Annotated in this window: 11 protein-coding genes; all 11 read right to left on the bottom strand. The window is 32.0% G+C overall.

Annotated elements, in window-relative coordinates:
* Window positions 1–4: 4 nt before the first annotated feature.
* Window positions 5–2,863 carry a T9SS type A sorting domain-containing protein gene (locus BLU40_RS06155; protein ID WP_090121177.1) on the bottom strand — a complete coding sequence of 953 codons (2,859 nt, stop codon included), beginning with the start codon at window positions 2,861–2,863 and terminating at the stop codon, window positions 5–7.
* A gap of 163 nt (window positions 2,864–3,026) precedes the next feature.
* On the bottom strand, window positions 3,027–4,445 hold the full coding sequence (locus BLU40_RS06150; RefSeq protein ID WP_139170927.1) for a sialate O-acetylesterase: 1,419 nt from the start codon (window positions 4,443–4,445) through the stop codon (window positions 3,027–3,029).
* 16 nt (window positions 4,446–4,461) lie between these two features.
* Entirely contained in the window at window positions 4,462–5,673 is a 1,212-nt protein-coding gene (locus BLU40_RS06145) for an SGNH/GDSL hydrolase family protein (RefSeq protein ID WP_090121172.1), read from the bottom strand.
* A 12-nt stretch (window positions 5,674–5,685) separates the two neighbouring features.
* Complete coding sequence (locus BLU40_RS06140) at window positions 5,686–8,247, bottom strand: VPS10 domain-containing protein (RefSeq protein ID WP_090121169.1); 2,562 nt, start codon at window positions 8,245–8,247, stop codon at window positions 5,686–5,688.
* 5 nt (window positions 8,248–8,252) lie between these two features.
* Window positions 8,253–9,725, bottom strand: a complete 1,473-nt coding sequence (locus BLU40_RS06135) for a sulfatase family protein (RefSeq protein ID WP_090121166.1) — start codon at window positions 9,723–9,725, stop codon at window positions 8,253–8,255.
* Window positions 9,726–9,846: 121 nt separating this feature from the next.
* Window positions 9,847–11,685 (bottom strand): sulfatase-like hydrolase/transferase, encoded by a 1,839-nt coding sequence (locus BLU40_RS06130; RefSeq protein WP_090121163.1) that lies wholly within the window; start codon window positions 11,683–11,685, stop codon window positions 9,847–9,849.
* Window positions 11,685–13,556, bottom strand: a complete 1,872-nt coding sequence (locus tag BLU40_RS06125) for a sulfatase-like hydrolase/transferase (protein WP_090121158.1) — start codon at window positions 13,554–13,556, stop codon at window positions 11,685–11,687. Before BLU40_RS06125 ends, BLU40_RS06130 begins: the two co-directional genes overlap by 1 nt.
* The gene (locus BLU40_RS06120; protein ID WP_090121155.1) at window positions 13,556–16,081 is read right to left on the bottom strand and encodes a beta-galactosidase; all 2,526 of its coding nucleotides are present in this window, start codon (window positions 16,079–16,081) and stop codon (window positions 13,556–13,558) included. The genes BLU40_RS06125 and BLU40_RS06120 overlap by 1 nt, the downstream gene beginning before the upstream one ends.
* A 13-nt stretch (window positions 16,082–16,094) precedes the next feature.
* Window positions 16,095–17,963: a sulfatase family protein gene (locus BLU40_RS06115; RefSeq protein ID WP_090121153.1), complete on the bottom strand. Its 1,869-nt coding sequence runs from the start codon at window positions 17,961–17,963 to the stop codon at window positions 16,095–16,097.
* A 222-nt stretch (window positions 17,964–18,185) separates the two neighbouring features.
* Entirely contained in the window at window positions 18,186–19,580 is a 1,395-nt protein-coding gene (locus BLU40_RS06110) for a sulfatase (RefSeq protein ID WP_090121151.1), read from the bottom strand.
* Window positions 19,581–19,661: 81 nt separating this feature from the next.
* Window positions 19,662–22,178 (bottom strand): glycoside hydrolase family 2 TIM barrel-domain containing protein, encoded by a 2,517-nt coding sequence (locus BLU40_RS06105; RefSeq protein ID WP_090121149.1) that lies wholly within the window; start codon window positions 22,176–22,178, stop codon window positions 19,662–19,664.
* Window positions 22,179–22,184: the final 6 nt, after the last annotated feature.

The raw sequence follows: 22,184 nt of genomic DNA, 5'->3' as shown, positions 1-22,184 counted from the left end.
TGGTTTATTTTTTAACAATTTTAAAGTTTATTGGTTTGTCGGTTCTAATTCTGGCAAAATAAATTCCAGATGGCTTTTCATTTAAATTTAACAGAACTATTCCTGAATTTACAGTATAAATTTCTGAAGAAATTAATTGCCCTTGAACATTGTATATTTCAATAGGAATATTGCCTTCATTTATAGGTAATGTAATTCTGAATTCTCCCATTGTTGGGTTTGGAGAAGGATTTACACTTCCATAAAAATCAATTGTTTTTAACAATTCACCTTCACATTCATTTGCGGTTTTTACACTTACAATATCTCCTTGGTTTACTCCAATATTAAATTTTGAAGAATTAGTTTCTAAAACTTGAATATTATTTACTGTAACATTAAAAGGAGCTGTTCCTGATGTAATATTTACCTCCAATTGCTTGCCAAACATACTTGTTTTAGACGATAATCCTTCTGCAGAAGCTACTTTAAACTCAAAACATTGTTCTTCTGTTTCTCCGTTAATATTTATACAAATCTCATAGGTATTTGGGGCTAAATCTTGAAAAGAAATTTCATCCGTAAATTCGTAAATATTCCCATTGAAGTTTACTTGATAATTGGCACCTACATTAGGTATAATTGCTAATGTACCATTGTTTTCATCCGGACAAGTTTCTGACGTAATTGCAATTGAAAATTTTGCATTTAATATTGAAAACTCTTTCTCTAAAAAATCAGGCAAGGTTAAATTTGCCCCAGCATTTAAAACTCTATTTCCACCTTCTAAAGCTCCAGCATCTGGTGTTGATGAACTTGTAATTCCAGGTATTTCTATTCCTGCTGCAATTGCTGAAGATGAACTACTTAAATTAAAATCTCCGTTTACAACATCAGCAAAGTTTGAATTTGCTACTGAAGGGTTTATAAATACATTATTTTCAGGATTAAAATGATAATTATAATTGGCACAATGTGTTGTAAATTCATTCCAATCGGTTGTTTCTAAACTTGGACTTGGATTCAAGGTAACATAACCTTGATTTCCTCCTGTACTTGATAAAATTTGACGCACATAACTTAATTTAAAATCAGAATTGGTCATAAAAATATTGTTTGCAAAATGACCATCTGTTATACGTCCTGAATCAAAATCTAACCCCAATGCTTCCCAATTATCTATTTCAATATTCCAAATGCTAATACAAAAATCGTAGTTCCAAATAGTGTTGTTGTAATAGTTTACAGGATTGTCCATTGGGTTATATCTAGGACCTAAATATAAAAATTCACCGTGTCTTGTAATATCTACTGAACCGTTATAATTATCGGCTTTTATATTGTAAATTAAGTTATGGTGTGCAGTATAATTTTCAGTGTCTTCCATATAAAACGCAGTAACTTTTTGCTTGTTATAGTTACCATCAGAAACCGGAATTCCTTTTACATCGTGAATTTTATTGTACGCAATTACACCGCCTTTTAAATCTAAAGATTCTATTCTACCTGTACTTGTTGCTTCAATTGGACCAGCATCTTCACCCATTTTCATTGCACCATAAAAGTCTGAATCCATAATATTCACTTTAGCATCTCCTCCATCAACACGAATTTGAAATCTTCCGGCATCACCAAACGTACAATTGTTAATATTGGTGTTATTCGATTTATTTATATGAATTCCTGAAGTAAATACGCCTACCCACCCAAAATCTTCAATGGTACAGTTTTCAAAAGAATTGTTTGCTCCACTGCGCAATGCAACCATATTTCCCCAACTATGACCAACATAAGTATTTTTAAACGTATTATTTGAGCTATCTTCTAAATAAATTCCTTTCGGATCTGTATCATTTTGTCCATAACCATTAGGAGTCCAAAATGGATGTAAATATCTAAATGTACAATCTTCAATAACTGCATTATTGGCATCTTGAAAATCTACATTTCCGGCAACAAAATTAATACCTGAAACTTGAATTCCTTCTGTATTATTTAATAGCAATACTTTTTCACGTGTTTGCAATTCAATTCTATAATCATTTATATTTCCTCCGTTTGAAGGGAAATAATACAATTTGTTGTTTTCAATAAACCATTCACCTTTTGTGTCTACCAAATTTTTATGCAAAACATATCCCCAACTAAATTTAAATCTTGTTGAAGCAATAGCATTATCTTTTTTCCAATCTGTATTACTGTTTATAGCCTTAAATGAAACTGTATTTCCTGAATTTGAAACAATATTACCGTAAACATAATTACGCATTTTCCCAGTCATTGCTCTTACAATTCCTCCAGTTAAATCTACATCTGGAATGGTTGTTTCTTGAAAAGTTACTTGCCCTGTAGCAGTTGCTCCTGAAGGTTTTGAAGCGTTGGTTAACGGCGCGTAACCACCTTCGGAATGGATAACTTCCATCATATCTTCAATATTTCTATTTGGATGACGTCCTAATTTTTGAATGTTACCATTTGAAAACAATTGACTGTAATCTGTTTCTATATTTATACCCGAAATATCAATTACTTTTACTCCTGAAGTCATTCCTGTCGCATCATTCCACGTTCCCGAAACTTTATCAGCTCCTGTAACCAGTACATAATCACTATTATAATTTTTAAGTGTTAAATTATTTTTGTTAACAACTACTTTTTCACGATAAATTCCTTCGTGAATAATAATTACATCTCCACTTGAAGCCTGATTAATAGCTTCATTAATAGAATATATTTTATCTGAATCTTCAGTAATTGAGCCTTGCATCCACGGAATATCTGTTGAATACACGTGAATTTCTTGCGAATACAGTTTTGAAAACCCAAAACATATAAAAAAAACGATTATACTTATTCCTTTGTGCATATTTATACCTTGTTTCATTATAACTAATGTATTGTTGTCTAGAAAGTTCTTTAAAAATCATGTTTAAAATTATTAATGCTAAACACAATTTTTATGTAAATTTCTTCTTAACAAAAATCCTTCTTTTTCCTTTTTATTAAGAAACCAAACGTCCTAATAAATAGTAGTAATGGTTAATTAGTTACTTTTTAAAGATATTTTCCCAACTTTCAGTACAAAATGCAGAAGCTGGTAAACCTGCGGTATTAAACAAACTTGCTTCAATATAGCTAGTCCAACCATATCTAACATTTTTGGGTTTTGTTACTTTATTACTCCAAACTTGCAAGGTTTTACCTTTCTCTACAATTTTAGCATTTGCAGTATGATAAACGCCATCAGTTCCTGCTATTTCAAAATTGGCAAGTTCTTTTCCTAATGAAGTTATTCCTAAGGGAGCTTCATTAAAACTAATCAATGCTTTACTTTCTTCTATTTTCATAGATTTAAAAATTGGACCAGAATGTACAATTCCTTCAATATTATAATCTTTTTTCAATGCCCACAACGCTAAACGTTCACCAACTTCTCTCTTTTTTGGAGGATGAATTCTTGTTTTATAACCAATATCATTAATTACAGCCATTCCAGTTTTGGGAACAGTAAGCATTGTTTTTAACTGCGCTTGTTGAATGCCAACCCAACCTTCAATATTATTACCAAATGGTGCTAACTGAACAAAGTAAAACGGAAAATTTCCTTGTTTCCATTTAGCTCGCCAATTTTTAATCATTGCAGGAAATAACCGTGAATATTGTTCTGGATTCCATCTATTTCCTTCACCTTGATACCAAATTGAACCTTTAATTGTAAATGGAATTAATGGATTTATCATTCCATTAAATAAAACTGAAGGAGTTCTGTTTTCACTTTTCTTTGGAGCATCGCTCTTAAAATTAGGAAATTCACTATCTAATATTTCTTTTGAAGTCCAAGCCTCGGCAGGTGTTGCACCTACATTACTAGAAATTAACCCAACAGGAACACCTAATGATTCTTGAATCATTTTTCCGAAGAAATAACCAACAGCACTAAATTTTGCAGCAGATTTAGGGTTAGAAACCTCCCAAGTTCCTTCACATTCATCTAAAGGAGTTTCACTTACTGCTTTTTTAACTGTAAAAAATCGTAGTTGTGAGTTGGTACTTTTTAAAATTGCGCTGTTACTGCCCTCAATATGTTGACCTATATTTCCTTCAAGTTTCATTGCCATATTAGATTGTCCGCCACACAACCAAACTTCACCCAATAAAATATCTTCTAATACTATGTTTTGAGAACCATTAACCTTTAAAGTATAAGGTCCACCAGCATTTGTTGTTTTAATAGTGGTTTTCCAGACTCCTTTTGAATTGGTTTTAGTTTTTGCTTGTTTTCCCCAACTGGCTTCTAATTCTATGGTTGTATTTGGAGCATCTTTTCCCCAAATATGTACTTCAGTATTGCGTTGCAATACCATATGACTATTAAAAATATTGGCTAATTTGGTTTGTGCATTTGTAGGTGAAAAAACAATCCAAATTACTAGAAAACTAAATAAAAACTTTGTGATTTTGTTCATTTTATATTGTTTTAAACTATTCGTTAACAACCAAAAACTGGCCTATTTGCAATACTTTTTCAGGTGCTAATTTTACAAGTTTTACAGTTGTTGTATGCGCACCTTTTTTTACTTCTTTTAAAAAAGTATACTTGGTTTGTGGTTTTCCACTTCTAGATTTTAAATCAATTAATTTTGGTTTTCCTCCATCGGTAGTTACTTCTACTTGAATAGCACCTTTTGCATCTAGCAAAGCTGTAAAACCCAGTAAAAAACCTTCCCATTTAAATGCAAAAGACTCACCAATTTTAGTAGTTTTCATTGCTTCGTTAAAAATGGTTTTTTCACCACCATTTTTATCAGTAAAATCGTCATTTATATCAATGCCTGTTAACTTGGCTTTTTTCCAGTTTGCACTAAATTTAGCTTTGGAAACTGGCACCATTGATGCATTTGAAAAAGAGTTATTATTCAACGGTTCTGGAATTTTATTAGCTCCAGGTGTTCCGTGATTTTCCATAGATTTTAGAGATCTTGCTAAAACATCTCTATAAATATTATGACCTGCTTCTATTGGATGTACAGCATCTTTACTAAAAATGATTCTTCCTTCCGCTGGTTTGTCTCCTTTTTTGAAAACCAATTTATCTTCCTTCAAAAGTTTTACAACTTCCAATCCAAATTCTATAGAAGGTATTCCATAATGATTTGCAACAGGCTCCATATAAATTCCTGCACTTGTTTGTTTTCCTTCTTTAATTTCATTTAGCATCCAATGTGCAATTGTATAAACAAAACAAATTTCAGTATTTGGATTATTTTTCCAAATTTGAGGAATCAATCCTTCTAAAGCAGCGCCCTTATATACGCCTCCATTATTTACACGATATTCTATAAAAACCATATCTGGATTGTGTTGTAACAAATGGTCTTGAATTCTACAAGCACCATAATCTGGTCCAGTTCCACCAATTGCAGCATTTACTTGCGTAATAGTTGCTTTTGGATATTCACTTTTTAACCATTCTATAGATTTTGCTCTCCACATTCCGCCATTGGTAATACTTCCTCCAATGTATCCAACTTTTACATCTTTTCCTTCTTTTAATTTTTGAAAAAAGTTTGGCAAGCCATCTCTTACTCTTAATTCTTCGGTTTTAGAAACGTCTAAATTATATTTATTTTGGGCATTTATCTCTGTTGAAGTAAGCAACAACAAACCGATTAAAAGTGTAACTAATGATTTCATTTTTTCTATTTTTTATTTTTCAGACCAACCTTTTTTGGTTCCTTTTAAATAGCCAATTGCCCAACCACTTCCTTTTTGTGATGCCCAAAAAACATCTTCTCTGTATGGGTCTGGTTTTAAATCTACAATTCTATCGTGCTGACCTAAACCTTTGTTGATTTTATTCCACGTTTTTCCACTATCCATTGAAACATAGGCACCTGAATTAAGTTTTTCATTTTTTGCTTTTGCTCTATGTGCTAATGGAGCACTTACAGTTATTATATTTGAATTTACTGGTGAAGTTTCACATTGCCAAACGTATGGAAGTTTAAAAATTCGTTCCCAAGAATTCCCTTTGTTTTTGCTTTTCCATACGCCACCGCCAATATCAGTTCCATTTTCATTTCCTGTTGAAATAAACATATCCTGTGTATTCCTATCAATAAAAATATTATTCACATTTTTTATTTCTGAAGAAATTTTAACTTCTTTCCACGAATCACCTTTATCTTTTGAAATAAAAAGACCTCCATTATCATCATTTACTGCAGCGTATAAAGTTTCCGGATTTTTAGGGTCCATTACAACTCGTCTAATACTTGCGTTAGGATGAAAACCTTTCATACTTAATTTCCAAGTATAACCTTCATCTGTAGATTTATAAAAACCATAATCTCCTTTTGTTAAACTTTTAGCATATGGACCAGCAACTTGTGAAATAGGTTTTTTAGTTGCACAGAAATACATGTTTTTCGCGTTGTTTGGGTCAATTATTAATGAATTTAAAAATACCAAACGCTCGTGAGCAGGAGTATCTGCAGCAAAAATGGTAGATATATTTTCCCACGTTTTACCGCCATCAATTGATCTACGAAGTTTTCCTCTGTGATTTTGTCTATACGATAAAAAGTAAATAATATCAGGGTTGTTTGGATGCACCGCAACCGTACCTGCGGAATGAGCTCCACCGTGATGTACTTGCCCTTCTAGTTGTTCAACAGCAACCTCCATTTTTTCAGGGTAATTACCTAATGGCGCAGTTTGCCATAAACCGTGTTCTCCACTTGTAAGTAAATACCTGTCTTTAATTCCAGTTTCTAACAACATAAATCTACCAGGTAAATTACTACCTCCACGACCTACCCAACGCTTACTTCCTGGAGCAGTTTCATTATCATCAATTTGTTGCCAAGTTTCACCTCCATTTTTTGAAGCCAATACTTGTTGATCTAAACAAATATATGCAGTGCCATCTACACTTAATTCTAGAAATCTATTTCCCCAAGAATTCTCTCTTCTGTCCATTTCAGGCTGTAAATGAGCAAAAGTTGTGTTTGTGTTTGTTGGATTGTTTCTAGATTCCCAATACGCTTTGTTTTTGTTATTTTTCCAATATAAACCTGTTCTAGCAACAGCTATCCAAGTTTTTCCACCATCCTTAGATTTCCAAGCATCTCCCATTAAAAAAGCCTTGTCGTGTTTTGTGTTATGCGATAAGTAAATTTCGTTTTTATTGGTTGGGTTTACTTGAATTCTATGCCAAATATCTAAAACATTTGTAGGTAATTCAGGGTATTTTGTTCTAACATCTTTCACACTTGTTTGAAACCAATATGATAAAGATTTCCAATATCTATTTTGAAGTGCTTTGGTAGAAATTTCTTTTAAATCAACACCTAAATTTCCTGTTATGCTTTCCCAAGTTTTACCTGAATCGGTACTTTTATAAACCCCTCCTTTTGAAGTAATTGTTTTACCATTTCCTACAAAAGCTGTTTGATCAACTAAATATAAAATGAATTCTTTTGTGTTTTTATCAAAGTAAGCATCTAAATCTCTTGGTCTATTAACTTGCAATCCTTTGGCACTTGGTTTCCAAGTTTTACCTTTGTCAGTACTTCTAAAAACACCTTGGTTAGTAATGGTTATTATTACTTTTGAATTGTTTGGATCAACTACAATTCTACCAACATCTATTTTTTCAGAATCTCCAACTTTAAACTTTTGCCAAGTTTTACCACTATCAGTGCTTCTGTAAATGGCATTTTTATTTACTTTTCCTGCTTGTCCATTTATATGTCTCCAACTTTTTTTTACATTCCAGAAATCTCCAGGACCTATATACCAGTTTTTATCGTTTGAAGGATCTACTGTAATTTCAGAATGGCGACCTTTAAAGGTATGAACTTCTTTCCAACTTCTACCAGTATCAAGAGTTTTGTATAATTTTCCTCCACCAGTTATTGCAAATCCAAATGCAGGATTTTGGTACGAAAACATAAACTTACGTACTCTAGCCAAATCTTTTCCTTCTCCATCGGCATCTTTTACCGTACTCCAAGTTTTTCCGGCATCCCAAGAACCGTAAGTGTTAAACATATCTGGCGACATCATAATAACATTTTTATCGGTTGGATGGCACCAAAACTCTTCGCAATAACCGGACATTCCCGGACCAACTTGTCGCCATTCAACCAAATCTGTTGATTCAACTCTCTTTGAATTTAATTTCTTGAAATACGTTTTATTGAATTGAGCGTTTACTGTAAAACTCAACAATAATGTAATTATAATTGGTGTAATTTTATTCATCTTAATTATTTATAAATTAATTCATTTTTACCTTTTGTAAAAACTGGATCGTTGTATTTTTTAGCTTGTTTTAATAGTTCAGCTTGTAATTCACTGGCTATTTTTTTGTATTTAGCATTATTGTAAAAGTTAATATCCTCATCAGGGTTCACTTCTAAATCTATCAACCAAGGTTTATCTTCTTGCGACAATACTAACTTATATCTATTTGTAACTGCAGCAATCCATTTTTGATGTGATGAAGTCATATAAGTAACTCTATCGTCAATAATTTCTTTCTTTTTTGAAGTGAAATCAGATGAAGCATTTACTCCATCTACATTTTTAATTTCTGGAGCTCCCATTAACCCAAGAATTGTAGGTGTAAAATCGGTTGTTGTATATGCTTTTTTAATAACTTTCCCTGCTTTTACCTTTCTAGGGTAACGCAATACAAAAGGAATTTTTGCTGAAGCTTCATAAGGGTTTCCTTTGTTATGTTTGTGATGTTCGCCCATTAAATCTCCGTGATCTGATGTAAAAACAACTATCGTATTTTCAGTTAAATTATTTTCATCTAAAAAATCTAGAATTCTACCTACATTATCATCAATACATTTTACCATTCCAAAATAACGTTGCATTTTGTCTTGCTCTAATTCATTTACAAAATTCTTTCCTTGTGCACCAGCCCAATTAGGCATTTCACTAACTGGCGTTTTTAGTGTTTTAGGTTTTTCGAAATGTAGGTTTGAATACATTGTGTCGTAAGGTGGACGAACAGTGTTTGGCGTGTGAGGATCTGGAATAGAAACCATAATACAAAATGGTTTATTCTTATCTCTTTCTAAAATCTCAATTGTTTTTGTTGCTAAATAATCGGTTGTAAAATCTACAGCTGTGGTATTTTTTACATTAATTTTTTGTTTGAAATTTTTAGCATTGTAATCTCCAGCTAATTTTGGATTTCCGTGTTCATCATCTTCTAAACCTTTCCAATGTCCACGATTAAACATATACTTATTATCTGTAAATCCAAATTTCCTTTTTGGAGCAAAACCAGGTTTTGCCTTACCATCTAAATGCCATTTTCCTAAATACGAAGTTGCATAGCCTTCTTGCTTTAATACTTCAGCAAAAGTTACAACCTCATCCTTCATTGGAATATCATTTCTATATGAAGCTGTTTTAATAGGATAATTTCCTGATACTAAAGAAGCTCTTGATGGAGTACAAACAGGTGATGAAGCATAGTAATTATTACAAATAGCACCTTCGTTTGCAATTCGATCAATATGTGGTGTTTTTACCTCAACACCTTTTCCCCAAACAAATGCTTGGTCTTCAGTTAGCTGATCTCGGTAACAACCTAACGTTCTAAAGTTATGTTCGTCTGTATGAATAACAATTAGATTAGGTTTCTTTTCTTGTGCCTTTGAAACTTGTGGAAGCAATAAAACTCCTATTATTAAGGCTAAATATAATTTCGCTAATTTCATATGATAATTTTATTTGTTTGAAAAAATTATGTCATTCTGAACTTGTTACAGAATCTCATCATTTTGAATACCATTATTAAGAGAACCTGAAACAAGTTCAGGTTGACAATATTTAATAATTCTATTTTTTAAGATTCAACTTATAATCGTGAGCACCAGGAGCAAAATTGCTATGATAAACTTTGGTGTTAATTGCATTCATTCCTTTTCCCCAATTTACTTCTGCTCTATTATCCCCAAGAACTACATTTATTAACTTTTGCTTCATAGCTTTTGCAATTTTTGAATACTTTTTATCAAAAGCTAAATTGTTAGTTTCTTGTGGATCTTTTTTCATATCAAAAAGTGCAGGATCTAAATCTTTATACGAAGCATTTAAAGCCCATTTCATATTTTCTCCACGTTTTTTTGTAGGACGTGTTTGCATTGAAAACACATATTCTTTAGTTCTTATAAAAGCTCTTGGACCAGTTACTGCGTGACTTTCACCAATTACATAATCTCTTTTTGGAGCTTTTTCAGCAGCTACATCAGCTAAATTCATTCCATCTAAATAGTCAAACTTTTTATCTTTTAAATTTGCACCTGCATCTGCTAAAATAGTTGGAGCAATATCTACAAACTCTGTATAATCTCTAACTACTTTTCCTGCAGGAAATGCTTTTTTATCTGAAGAAACCACAACAATTGGATTGTGAGCATCTATATCCCAAGGTGTAAATTTTGAATAAGCTCCGTGTTCATTTAATTTCCATCCGTGATCTCCATTCACATAAACAACTAACCAAGGTTGATTTTTCTTCTTACTATATTCAATAAAAGCATCAACAGATTGTCCAACTAAATCATCTCCATATGCACAAAAAGCATAATAATCTTGAATCATAGACAGTTTTTGTTCATCAGTAAAATCATTAGAATATGAATTGCCAACTTGTTTTTTTAGTTGCTTTGGCATATTTGCCCATTCTTCCTTAGTTAAATTTGGAATGTTGTATTTATATTTTTGAAAACGTTCTCTATATTCTGCAGGAGGTAGCACTGGAGTGTGTGGGAAATCATAACCAATATGACAAAATAAGGGCTTCTCTGAATTTACTCCCTTAAAAGCTGCTTTTCCAAGTTTGAACTCTTTATTTTCATTCTTTAGGAAATCTATAAATGAAGAAGTATAATAACCATCACGTGTTTTCCCTGCTGATCTTGGACTTACTCCTCCTAAAATACCTTGATTAAAAACAGTCTCTGGTTTTTTTGGGGTATGCTTACGTAACAAATCTAATTCATCGTAAATATTTTGGGCCATACCAGCAAACTGGGGATTTTGTTCTTCTAATTCTTTTGTGAAGAAATGAAACTTTCCATCTTCAGTTTTCAAGTATTTGATATTTCTAAAAGGTTTTTTCAATTTTTGACCATCAATTTCTTTCAACAATGAAATTTTCCCCCATTCAGCAAGGCCTTCATTTGCAAGTGTTTTTGAATCAATATCTGTTTGATACATATTAGGCGCAACAGCCTTTCCATTTTTAATAGTTCTTAAACGAACACCTAATTTTCCAATATGCACAGTTTGATATCCTAACTTTTCCATTTGTTCTGGTAAGTGTGGATATGAATTATCTGAATTATTATTGTGATATTCAAACTCGTAAACTCCTGAACGAAACGGATAACGTCCATAATGCATAGATGCACGTGAAGGCGCACATCCTTGTGCTTGGCAATAGGTGTTTATAAATGTTGTACCCATACTTGCCAAACGGTCAATATTTGGAGATTCTACATAACCTAATGCACTTTCTTCTTTTCCAGTAAGCATTTTATTAAATGAACGAACAGCATCATAACGATGATCGTCAGTTAAAACCCAAAGTACATTTGGTTGCTGTTTTTGTGCAAAACTAAATTTAGTAGCTGTTACACTTAGTAACAACATTAAAACTATTATTCTTTTCATTATTTTATGTTTTGTAATTTCAATTTATAATCGTGTGCCCCTACTGTTGTATTGTTACGGTACACTTTAGTTCCAATAGCTTTGGTGCTTTTACCAAAATTATCGCCTCCCCAATTTATTTCTGCTCTTCCATCTCCAATTACAATATCCAGCAATTTCTTTTTCATTTTCATTGCTATTTTTTTATACTTTGGATCAAAAGCAACATTGTTAATTTCATTAGGATCTTTAGTTGTATGGTATAAAGCAGGATCTAATTCTTTGTAAGTTGCTTCCATTGCCCAATTCATATTAACTCCTCTTTTTGAACTTGGTCGGGTTTTAACCGAAAACATATAATCTTTAGTTCTAATATATGCTCTTGGCCCAATAGAATGGTGACTTTCTCCTAGTACATAGTCTCTTGCAGGAATTATACCAGAAGCAATTTTTTCTAAATCTAAACCATCTAAATGATTGAATTTTTGTTGCTCAATATCAGCTCCTGCAGCATTTAAAACTGTTGGAGCAATATCTACAAATTCTGTAAAATCTCTAACTACTTTTCCGGCAGGGAATTTATTTTTATCTGAAGAAACAACAATTATTGGGTTGTGGCTATCCATTTCCCAAGGTGTGTTTTTGGTAATGGAACCGTGCTCATTTAATTTCCAACCGTGATCTCCACACACATACACAATCATCCAAGGTTGCTTTTTAGTATTACTATATTTAATAAAAGCCTCTGTTGCTTGTCCAATTAAATTATCGCCATATGCACAAAATGCATAATAATCTTGCACCATTTTTTGTTTTTCTTCATCGGTAAAATCATCTGAATAACTTGAAGTTACACGTTTTTGAAAAGCTTTAGCCATTTTTTTGAATTCTTCATCTGTTAATTCAGGAATTTTATAAGAATACTTCTGAAAACGTTCACGATATTCTTTTGGAGGCAATACAGGTGTATGTGGAAAATCGTAACCAATATGTGCAAATAATGGTTTAGCAGAGTTTACTCCTTCAAAAGTTTGAATGCCCACTTTAAATTTCTTATTCGCATTTTTTAAGAAGTTTACAAAGGATGCAGTGTAATGTCCATCTCTAGTTTTTCCTGAAGGTTGGGGACTTACACCTGCTAAAACTCCTTTATTAAATACACTTTGAGGCTGACCTTTTTTCTTGTTGTATTTATAAAACAATTCATATTTATCAAAGGCTTCTTTAGCCATTCCTGCCAACTGCGGATTGTCTTTTTCTAATTTTTCAGACTTATAATAAACCGTTCCATCTTCATCTTTAAAGTAAGTTACATTTCGTAAAGGCTTTTTTAATTTTACACCATTTACTTCTGTTACTAAACTCTGTTTACCCCATTCTGGTAAACCTTCATTCTCTACAATTTTAGAATCTATATCAACTTGATACAATGGAAATTTAACCGCATTGTTGTTTTCTAAAGTTCTAATACGAACACCTAATTTTCCAACGTGCATTGTTTGATATCCTAATTTTGCCATTTCTTCTGGTAATAAAGGATATGAGTTATCGGTATTGTTATTAAAGTATTCAAATTGATAAACTCCTGAGCGAAACGGGTAACGTCCTGTATGCATCGACGCTCTCGAAGGCGCGCAACCTTGTGCTTGACAAAAGGTATTTATAAAAGTTGTTCCCATATTTGCCAAACGATCAACATTTGGAGATTCTACATAACCCAATGCGCTTTCTTCACGACCGTGCAACATTTTATTAAATGCCGGAATAGCATCATAACGTTGATCATCGGTTAAAATATAAAGCACGTTTGGTTTTTCCTGTTGTGCTATTATTGTTTTGTTTGAAATAAGAATCGCCGAAACTACTAATATTAAAATCTTTATTTTACTCATTATTTTAATTTATAATTTTTACTATATACAGGAATAGTTGTAATACCATTCACTTTTAATACATTCTCAGTTTTATCTAAATCTGGCCAATAAACACCATCAATATAAATGGCATCTTTTGGTTGAAGCGGAATAAATTTTAATTCCAGTTTCATATCTGAATTGTAATCAGACAACAAATGTTTTGTGCTTAAATCCCACTTATTTCCATTGTAGTAATTATCGTATTTAAATTCTCCGTTTTTATAAAAACGTAAAGCACTTGCTTTATAATCTACAATAACTCTTACATCATTTAGGTTTGAAGGTATTCCTTTAGGAAAGCTAAATTCCACAACAGTTCCTTTATGCCAAACCGAATCTAACGGGCGTGCAATTTTGTTATTTACTTTTCTATTATTTGAACGATTTTTAAACGTTAAACTTTTACCATCTTGAGTTTCTTTAATGGTAATTGGAACTTCTTGTTTTTCAAAATTAACTTCAAATTTATCAAATAAACCATCTTTTGAAGTGGCTAAATTTACAATAGTGTTTGAAGGATATACCCAAACTGAATTTTGTGTATTCTCGCTAACAACTTCAATTGTATTATTAACATTGTTAAACTTAATTACTTCTGCATTAGACAAGTATAGTTTATCATTGTTTTTATACAATTGTTTAGCTTGCTTTTGTGATAAAACGATAAAACGAACAGTTTCTCCATTCTTCTGTTTTACGTTAAAATAACAATTTAAACCAGCTTGTGTTATGTCAATTTTTGTTGTTTCGCTTTGTTTTGAAACTTTGGCATTGTTAGCTGTTACAGTTTCTAAAGTTGTATTGTCTAAAGCAAATTCAGCATTAATTCCTTCATTTTGAAAGAAAACATAGGTGTTACTTTCTTTTAAATGAAGTATAGGTTGTGCCGAAGCATATTTAATGGTTGTTTGTTGAAGCGTTAAATTAAAAGGCCAATAAAAGTAAGAGTCTACAGGAACAGTTATTGCTTTTTCTGGAATTGTTAACGTTTCATTTTTCAATTTAATTTTAAATTGAATATTATTGAATTGATAAGCTGTTTCTAATTTAACGTGATTGTTAACAAAAACAAATCCTGTTTTACCATCGGTTCTAATAGCTCTTTGTAGTTTATTTGTTTGTCCTAGTTTAAATCCTTTAAGTTCATCTAATTCCGTAGGAACAAAAGTTTTACAAGGCGCTAAATATTCTCCAAAATCTGTCATAAAATTTAACTGAACTGGATATTCGTGGAAGCTTTTACGAACTTGACCAAATTCTCCAATTGCAGCTTGAAAATCACGACTAATAACACCGTTATCATTTGCTCCTGATTCAATATCTCGATTCATATAAGTTAATTTACCTTTAGGATTATTACCTCCAACATTCATAAAATATCCTATACCATTTGCACCGCTTCCAAGTTCAACTAAAGAAAGGGCTCCATTATCAAAATTATCAAGATTTGTTCGTCTGTGATATGCCATATCCATTCCAATTCCAGTTTCACAGGTTAAATAAGGGTTAGAGTCATATGAAGTTTGAATACCTTCAGATTCTTTGGCTCCATCACTTAATTCAGTATTAACATCATTTGAAGCTCTATAAATACTAAAACTAAACGCTTCAGGTACGTGTTTTGCATCAGCAGGAATCCAAAAATAATCAGCATATGAACCATACGAAGGAATGGTGTTGTCTTGCGTATAAGGAGCATCTGCCCATCCTGTTACAGAATATAATGGAACATCCATTCCGTATTTTATTGCCGTTTCTTTTTCCCAATCCATTAAAGCAGGACTTCCTTTTGAAACGTGATGCGAAAACTCATTATCTAATTGAATAGCATATATTGGGCCACCATATTTCCAATACAAACCTTTCATTTGTTCTGCTAATTTTTGAAATAAGATATCAACTGAAGCTAAATATTCAGGTGCCATTGTACGCAATTTACCGCCTCGTCCACTATTTCCAAATGGATTTTTAGGATTTCCCAATCTTTTAACCAACCAATCCGGATGACCTCCATTTCTGCATTCGCCATTTACCCAAGGTCCAATTCTTGCATAAAACTTTAAATCGTGCTTTTGACATAATTTAATGAAACGTCTTAAATCATTACTTCCAGTAAAATCCCATTCACCTTCAATTTCTTCGTGTAAAATCCATAAAACATAGGCTGATACACCATCAAAACCTTGCGCTTTCATTTTTAACAGGGCATCTTCCCAATATTCCGCAGGATAACGTTGATAATGAAATTCTCCGTATGAAGGAATCCAAGGCTTGTTGTTATACGTTAAATACTGGCTGTTAACCGTAATCTTATCTCCGTTAGGAGAAACCGCAGACATTTTTGGAATATTACGTGGTGTTTTAATAATTACTTCTGAAAAGTCGGAAATTAAAGGTTTGTTATATGTTATGACATTTTCAGTTTTGTCTAAATCTTGAGTTTCTGTTTTACAAGAAAATAAAATAATTAATACACCAAAAAGGGTTAGGATGTTTTTCATAATGATTTTTATATTAATATCTGCTAAACTTTTCAATTAAATGGTCACGAACTCGTAGTCCGTTTCTGTACTCTTTTGCATTATTAGATTCAAATGCTTGTTTGCGAACTATTGGCATCAGTTTTTTTCCATCTTCACCCATCCAATCAATAATATTCAGCACGGTTAAATGAGCATAACTAGGTGGATTTACGGCATAAAATGAGCCTTTTTCTCCTAATAATTTTTCAATACAAGCTATTCCTTCTTCCTTCATACCTGTTCGAATCAATATCCAAGCAGCCATTGCTCTTATTTCGTGAGATTCATCGTTAATTAACTTAATTCCTGCAAGTTGATCATTTAACATAAAGCATCCTATTAATCCCCAATAACGAATACCTAGATTTTTATTATTTAACATTTCTCTCAGTTGATTCAGATTTTTTGGGTTTCCTTCTAAAGCAATATTTGCGGCATCTAATAAAGCTTTAGTATTATAAATTGAAGGATTTTGAGCTAATTCATAAACAGTTGTATTGTGTTTTTTTGCTAAACGATTCATTTCTGTTTCAGGTAACAAACCAGCATCATTAATTTTAAGTTGTTCCATTTTTAATGCTTTGCTCATTCTTGCAACTTCTTTAGAATATTCTGGTAGATTTGCTAAATTTTTGATGCAATCTGGATCTTCAATAATATTGTAAAGTTCTTCGCTTCCTTTAGCTTTGAAAAATTGTGATTGAGTCTTTGTTGCTTTTCCATTTAAGACTAATTGTTCCCAAGAACGCGTGAATTCAATTCCCCAAATCCAAAAATGATAATGCATCCAAGGAGTGTATGGATTATAATTACGTATGTAGAGGAATTTATTATCTATTAACGCACGAGAGTTTTCAACACCATCCTCCATTCGTCCTCTAAAAGCGAAATGATAATCAGTTTCAGGTTCTTTATTTTTCCCAAGAAAAATGGTTCCTTGCATATAATCTGGAATTGATGCTTTTGCCAAACTTAACCAAGTCTTAGGCATATCTACAAAACTAACCAAACGGTCAATTTTAATTCCAGCTTTTTTTGATGGCCACAAATTTTTATACTTTTTAGGTATGCGAACAATTAAAGGACAATGTAAGCTGTTTCTGTGTAAATAACGTTTGCTACGTGGCATCACTCCTCCGTGATCAGAAGCATAAATAACAATAGTATTTTCAGCCAACCCAACCTTTTTAAGATTCTTTAAAGCCAGACCAACTTCACCATCCATAGCTTTAATAGAATCGAGATATTGTGCGTAGGTTTTACGGGTTATCGGTAAATCGGGATGATACTTTCTTAAAACTGTACTATCAGGGTTATGAGTAGTTTCGTTCAATTTTCCATAAACACGGCTTTCATGAGATTTATGCGTGTTAATTACTTGAAAAAATGGTTGTTCATTTTTTAAGGTTTCCCAATTTACATTTTCTGTATTGTCCCAGCATTCTTTATCATTTCTTCCTCCAATATTATAATCTGTCTTATCAAAATTTGCAGTATAATAACCAGCTTCTTTTAATAAATCTGGATAGTATTTTATTTTATTATGAGGAATTCTATAGCGACTTCTTTGATGATGAGTTCCCATAGAAACTGCGTTTATGCCAGTTATCCAAGTACTGCGTGAAGGTGAACAAGCTGAAGCATTTGAAAATGCATTGGTATATAAAAAACCTTCTTTGGCTAACTTATCTATATTAGGAGTTTCAGCATATTTATTGCCGTAACAACCTAACCAATCTGCACTATTATCTTCGCTTGTAATCCAAAGAATATTTGGTTGCTTCTTTTGTTGTGCTATTGTATTATTTCCTATGGTTAGAAATATAAAAAAAAAGTATAAAATTAGATTTTTCAAATTCATTTATAAATTACTTTAAGTAGTATGCAATTTATAACAAAGCTGGGATGAAGATTGGTTTAAATGTCTCTAATACTAAAACGTATGATTTTTGGATTTAAACCTTGGTATACCTGTATAAAGAATAATTGTATATAGTTTGTATAGTATCATTTTACTGAAAACGGGCAGCATTTTAATCAAATGCTACCCGTTTAATTTTAGTTGAGAATTATTACTGTATTTTTAATCTAAAATAGGTGTTCTTTTATCATCCATACGCTTCATTGCATTTTCTTCATAAACACGTTTTAACATCCATAATGGACGTTCTAATTCGCATTCCCATTTCCATAAATGTTTGAACATTACTTTTACTTTTTCAGGATGTTTATAGGCTAAGTTGTTATTCTCCTCTTGGTCCTTTTCTATATTATATAATTCAGCTGGTCTATCTGGAAACCTCAACATTTTCCAATCTCCCATACGTATAATACCTCTATTTTCTTTTTTCCAAAATAACATTTTATGTGGTTCGGCCTTGTTTTTCTTTGTAACAAAAGGAATCAAATCAACACCATCTATATTTTTAATTTTAGATGCATTACCTCCAGCAACATTTACAAAAGTTGGTAGCATATCTAACATACTTACAGGTTTGTTATAAGTACTTCCAGGTTTAATTACGTTTGGTAATTTCATTATAAAAGGAACACGAATTCCTCCTTCAAGATTATTAGATTTACAACCGCTCAACGGATAATTGCACGTTTTTGAACCATCAGGGCCTCCATTATCGTTTGAGAAAACAACCAATGTATTTTCTTCTAAACCAAGTTCTTTTAATTTATCTAAAATTTGTCCGCAAGCTCTATCCAAAGCAATAGTCATAGCAGCTAGAACCTTACGCTTTCCTGTTAACCCTTTTACTTTTGCTAAATCTTCTTTTGTTGCTTGCAATGGCGTATGTACGGCATTAAAAGAAACATATGTAAAGAATGGTTTGTTTTTATTTCTTTCAATAAAATTACAAGCTTCATCAGCAATAGCATCAGATAAATATTTGTCTGCCTCTTGGTATTTTTCATAACCAATCTCTAATCTGTTTTCTGGTCTATCTGCAGCTTGAGCTTGTGTTAATGGCCAAAAACTTCTTGCACCACCTCGAAATCCATAAAACTCATCAAAACCACGATGAAGTGGATGGTATTTATCAGCATTTCCTAAGTGCCATTTACCTAAAATTTGCGATGTATACCCTAAAGGTTTTAAATAATCTGCAATTGTTTTTTCATCCAAAGGCATTCCCATTTCATCTCCCATAAGTTTTGAAGAATGACTCATATAACCTGGTACATTATTTTCTTCAATACCAAAACGTTGTTGGTATCTACCAGTTAATAACCCAGCTCTTGAAGGTCCACAAACAGCAGCCGTAGTATAAGCCTGTTTAAAAACCATTCCATCTTTAGCTAGCTTATCTAGATTAGGCGTTTTAAAGGTTTTACTTCCTTGAAAACCAAAATCGTGATAACCTGCATCATCAGCAAAAAGAAAGACAATATTTTTCTTTTGAGAGTAAGTAGTTATAGAACAAATTAGCATTAATGCAGCTAGTAAAATGTTTTTTGTTGTTTTCATATTATTGTCTAAATATTTTTTATTAACTAAAAGTAGATAAAATTGTAAAGCATTAAATATTTATAGCGTTCTGTCTATTATTTATCTAGTTGTGATTTGAATTGTATTACTGTTAAACTTTGCAGATTTTGCTTCAATTTTAATTGAACCTTTTTTTCTTAAAGATTGAATAATTAATAAAGAACGTCCTTTGGTAGTTTTTAAACTATTTGTTTGATAATCTTGAATATTTGTATCTGCTCCGTTATCAACTCCAAGTACTTTAGCTTCTCCATTAACTTCAAAAGTTAAATCTATGTTTGTTGTTTTTACATCATTTCCATCTTTATCAACCAGTTGAGCAATAATGTGTGCAACATCATAACCATCGGCATTTAATTCAGTTTTATCAACCGTTAATTTAATTTTAACAGGCTCAGAAGCAGATTTTAATTCCGTTTTAATTTCAGCTCCAGTAAATCCTCCTTTTGCAACAAGCGTTCCAGCTTCATACGGAACTGCCCAACGGAAAATACGATCTGGACATTGAGACAAACCTCTTTCGCCTAATGATTTTCCATTTAAAAATAATTCAACAACTGGTAAATTTGAACTTACTTCTACTACAATCATTTCACCTTGCTTATAATTCCAATGATCATTTAAAATATGATTGTCCCAATTTGGTGTTTTTCCTTTTTTAGGTACTACTTTACCACTTAATTCGTCAAGTTTAAATTTAGAATCGCTTAATAATCTTGTATTAAATGAAATATTAGGTTTGTTAACCCAAATACTTTTAAAGTTGTTCCAACCTGCTTTTTTAAATCCAGCCATATCTAACATATCACCAGGAAAAGCTTTGCGAGGCCATTTTTCATTAGATTCTCCCATATAATCAATTCCTGTCCACATATACATACTAAAAACCATTGGGTTTTCTATTATTGAATTCCATTCGCTTAAATATCCTGAGTTTTCACTTCCCGTAAAAATCATATCTGGATAATTCTTTTTACACCAGTCGTAATGTGCAATTTGGTAGCTAAACCCAACTATATCCAATGCCGCCGCATACCCCGAAGCACAACTTGCTACCGGTATAATTAGGTTTGCAGTTACTGGCCGTGTTGTATCAACGTCTTTTACCCAACTAGCAAGTTTTCCAGCCGTTTCAGCAAGTTTATATTTTCTGTCTGGCAAAGCTTTGTAACGAGCTTGCATTTCTTCAGCAGTTAAACGAATGTTTCCGTTCCAATAGCCACCTTTATTTTCAGGATCCCAAAACCCACTTACATGTTTATAATCTGGATAGGTCCATTCAATTTCGTTACCAATACTCCACTGAAACACAGAAGGATGGTTTCTATCTCTTAACATTGTTCGTTTTAAATCGCTTTCACCCCATTTCTGAAAATGTTCAGTATAACCACGTGTAATGTATTTTACACTTCTTTCATTTAAGTTGAATTGTTTGTCTTTTGGGTTATCCATTTCGTCAAAAATTTCATTTTGAACTAAGAACCCCATTTCATCACATAGGTCTAAAAATTCTTCTGAAAAAGGGTTATGAGATGTTCTAATTGCGTTACAACCAGCTTCTTTTAAAGATTCTAAGCGTCTTCTCCAAACACCTTCAGGAACGGCAGCACCGACTAAACCACCATCGTGATGTAAGCAAACACCTTTTACATAATTTGATTTTCCATTTAAAAAGAAACCTTGATCGTTTGTTTCTAAACTACGAATTCCAAATGGAGTTGTATACGTATCAACAACCTTTCCTTTTAAAGTAATTGTTGAAACCACTTTATACATATTAGGGTTTTCTGTATCCCATAATTTAGGATTAGAAACTGTTAATAACTGTGTGTTAACCAAACTTTTACCTGCAGAAACTTTTAATTCTTTTTTTTGAATTGAAACACTACTTCCTTTACCATCCAAAATTTCATTTGTTAATACAAATTTTTTCGATTTTCTATCGCTGTTTTTTACATTGGTTTCAATACTAACCACAGCTTTTTTATTTGTAATTTCAGGAGTTGTTACAAATGTTCCCCAAATAGGAATGTGTAATTTATCAACAGTAATTAGTTTCACATTTCTATAAATCCCACTACCAGTATACCAACGACTATCTGCATAACGAGAATGATCTACATGTACTGTAATTATATTTTCTGAACCATCGGTTTTTAAATGTTTTGTTAATTCAAAATAAGTTGGAGAATATCCGTAAGGATTTTCACCCAACAACTTACCATTTAACCAAAACGTAGCATTATTATAAACACCATCAAATAATATAAAAATGTTTTTTTCTGAAGCGTTTAAAGGTGTTTTAAAATGTTTTTGATATACACCAACTCCACCAGGTAAATAACCTGTACAACCTTCTAAATCTTTATTAAAAGAAGCTTCTACACTCCAATCGTGTGGTAAGCGAATAGCTCTCCAATCAGAATCGTTTAAAGGTATTTGTGTTGGTTTTTTAGTTTCTTCTACTAAAGTAAATTTCCAATCGAAGTTAAAATCATGTTCTCTTTCTTGAGCAACTACTGAAATACTTGTTATGTTTATAAAAAGTAAAATTAATAATACTAATTTAAGTTTCATTTAATC

Origin of the sequence: Lutibacter oricola (genome assembly GCF_900106565.1) — a bacterium.
In the GTDB taxonomy this organism is placed as follows: domain Bacteria; phylum Bacteroidota; class Bacteroidia; order Flavobacteriales; family Flavobacteriaceae; genus Lutibacter; species Lutibacter oricola.
This window is presented reverse-complemented; position numbering and strand designations above follow the sequence as displayed.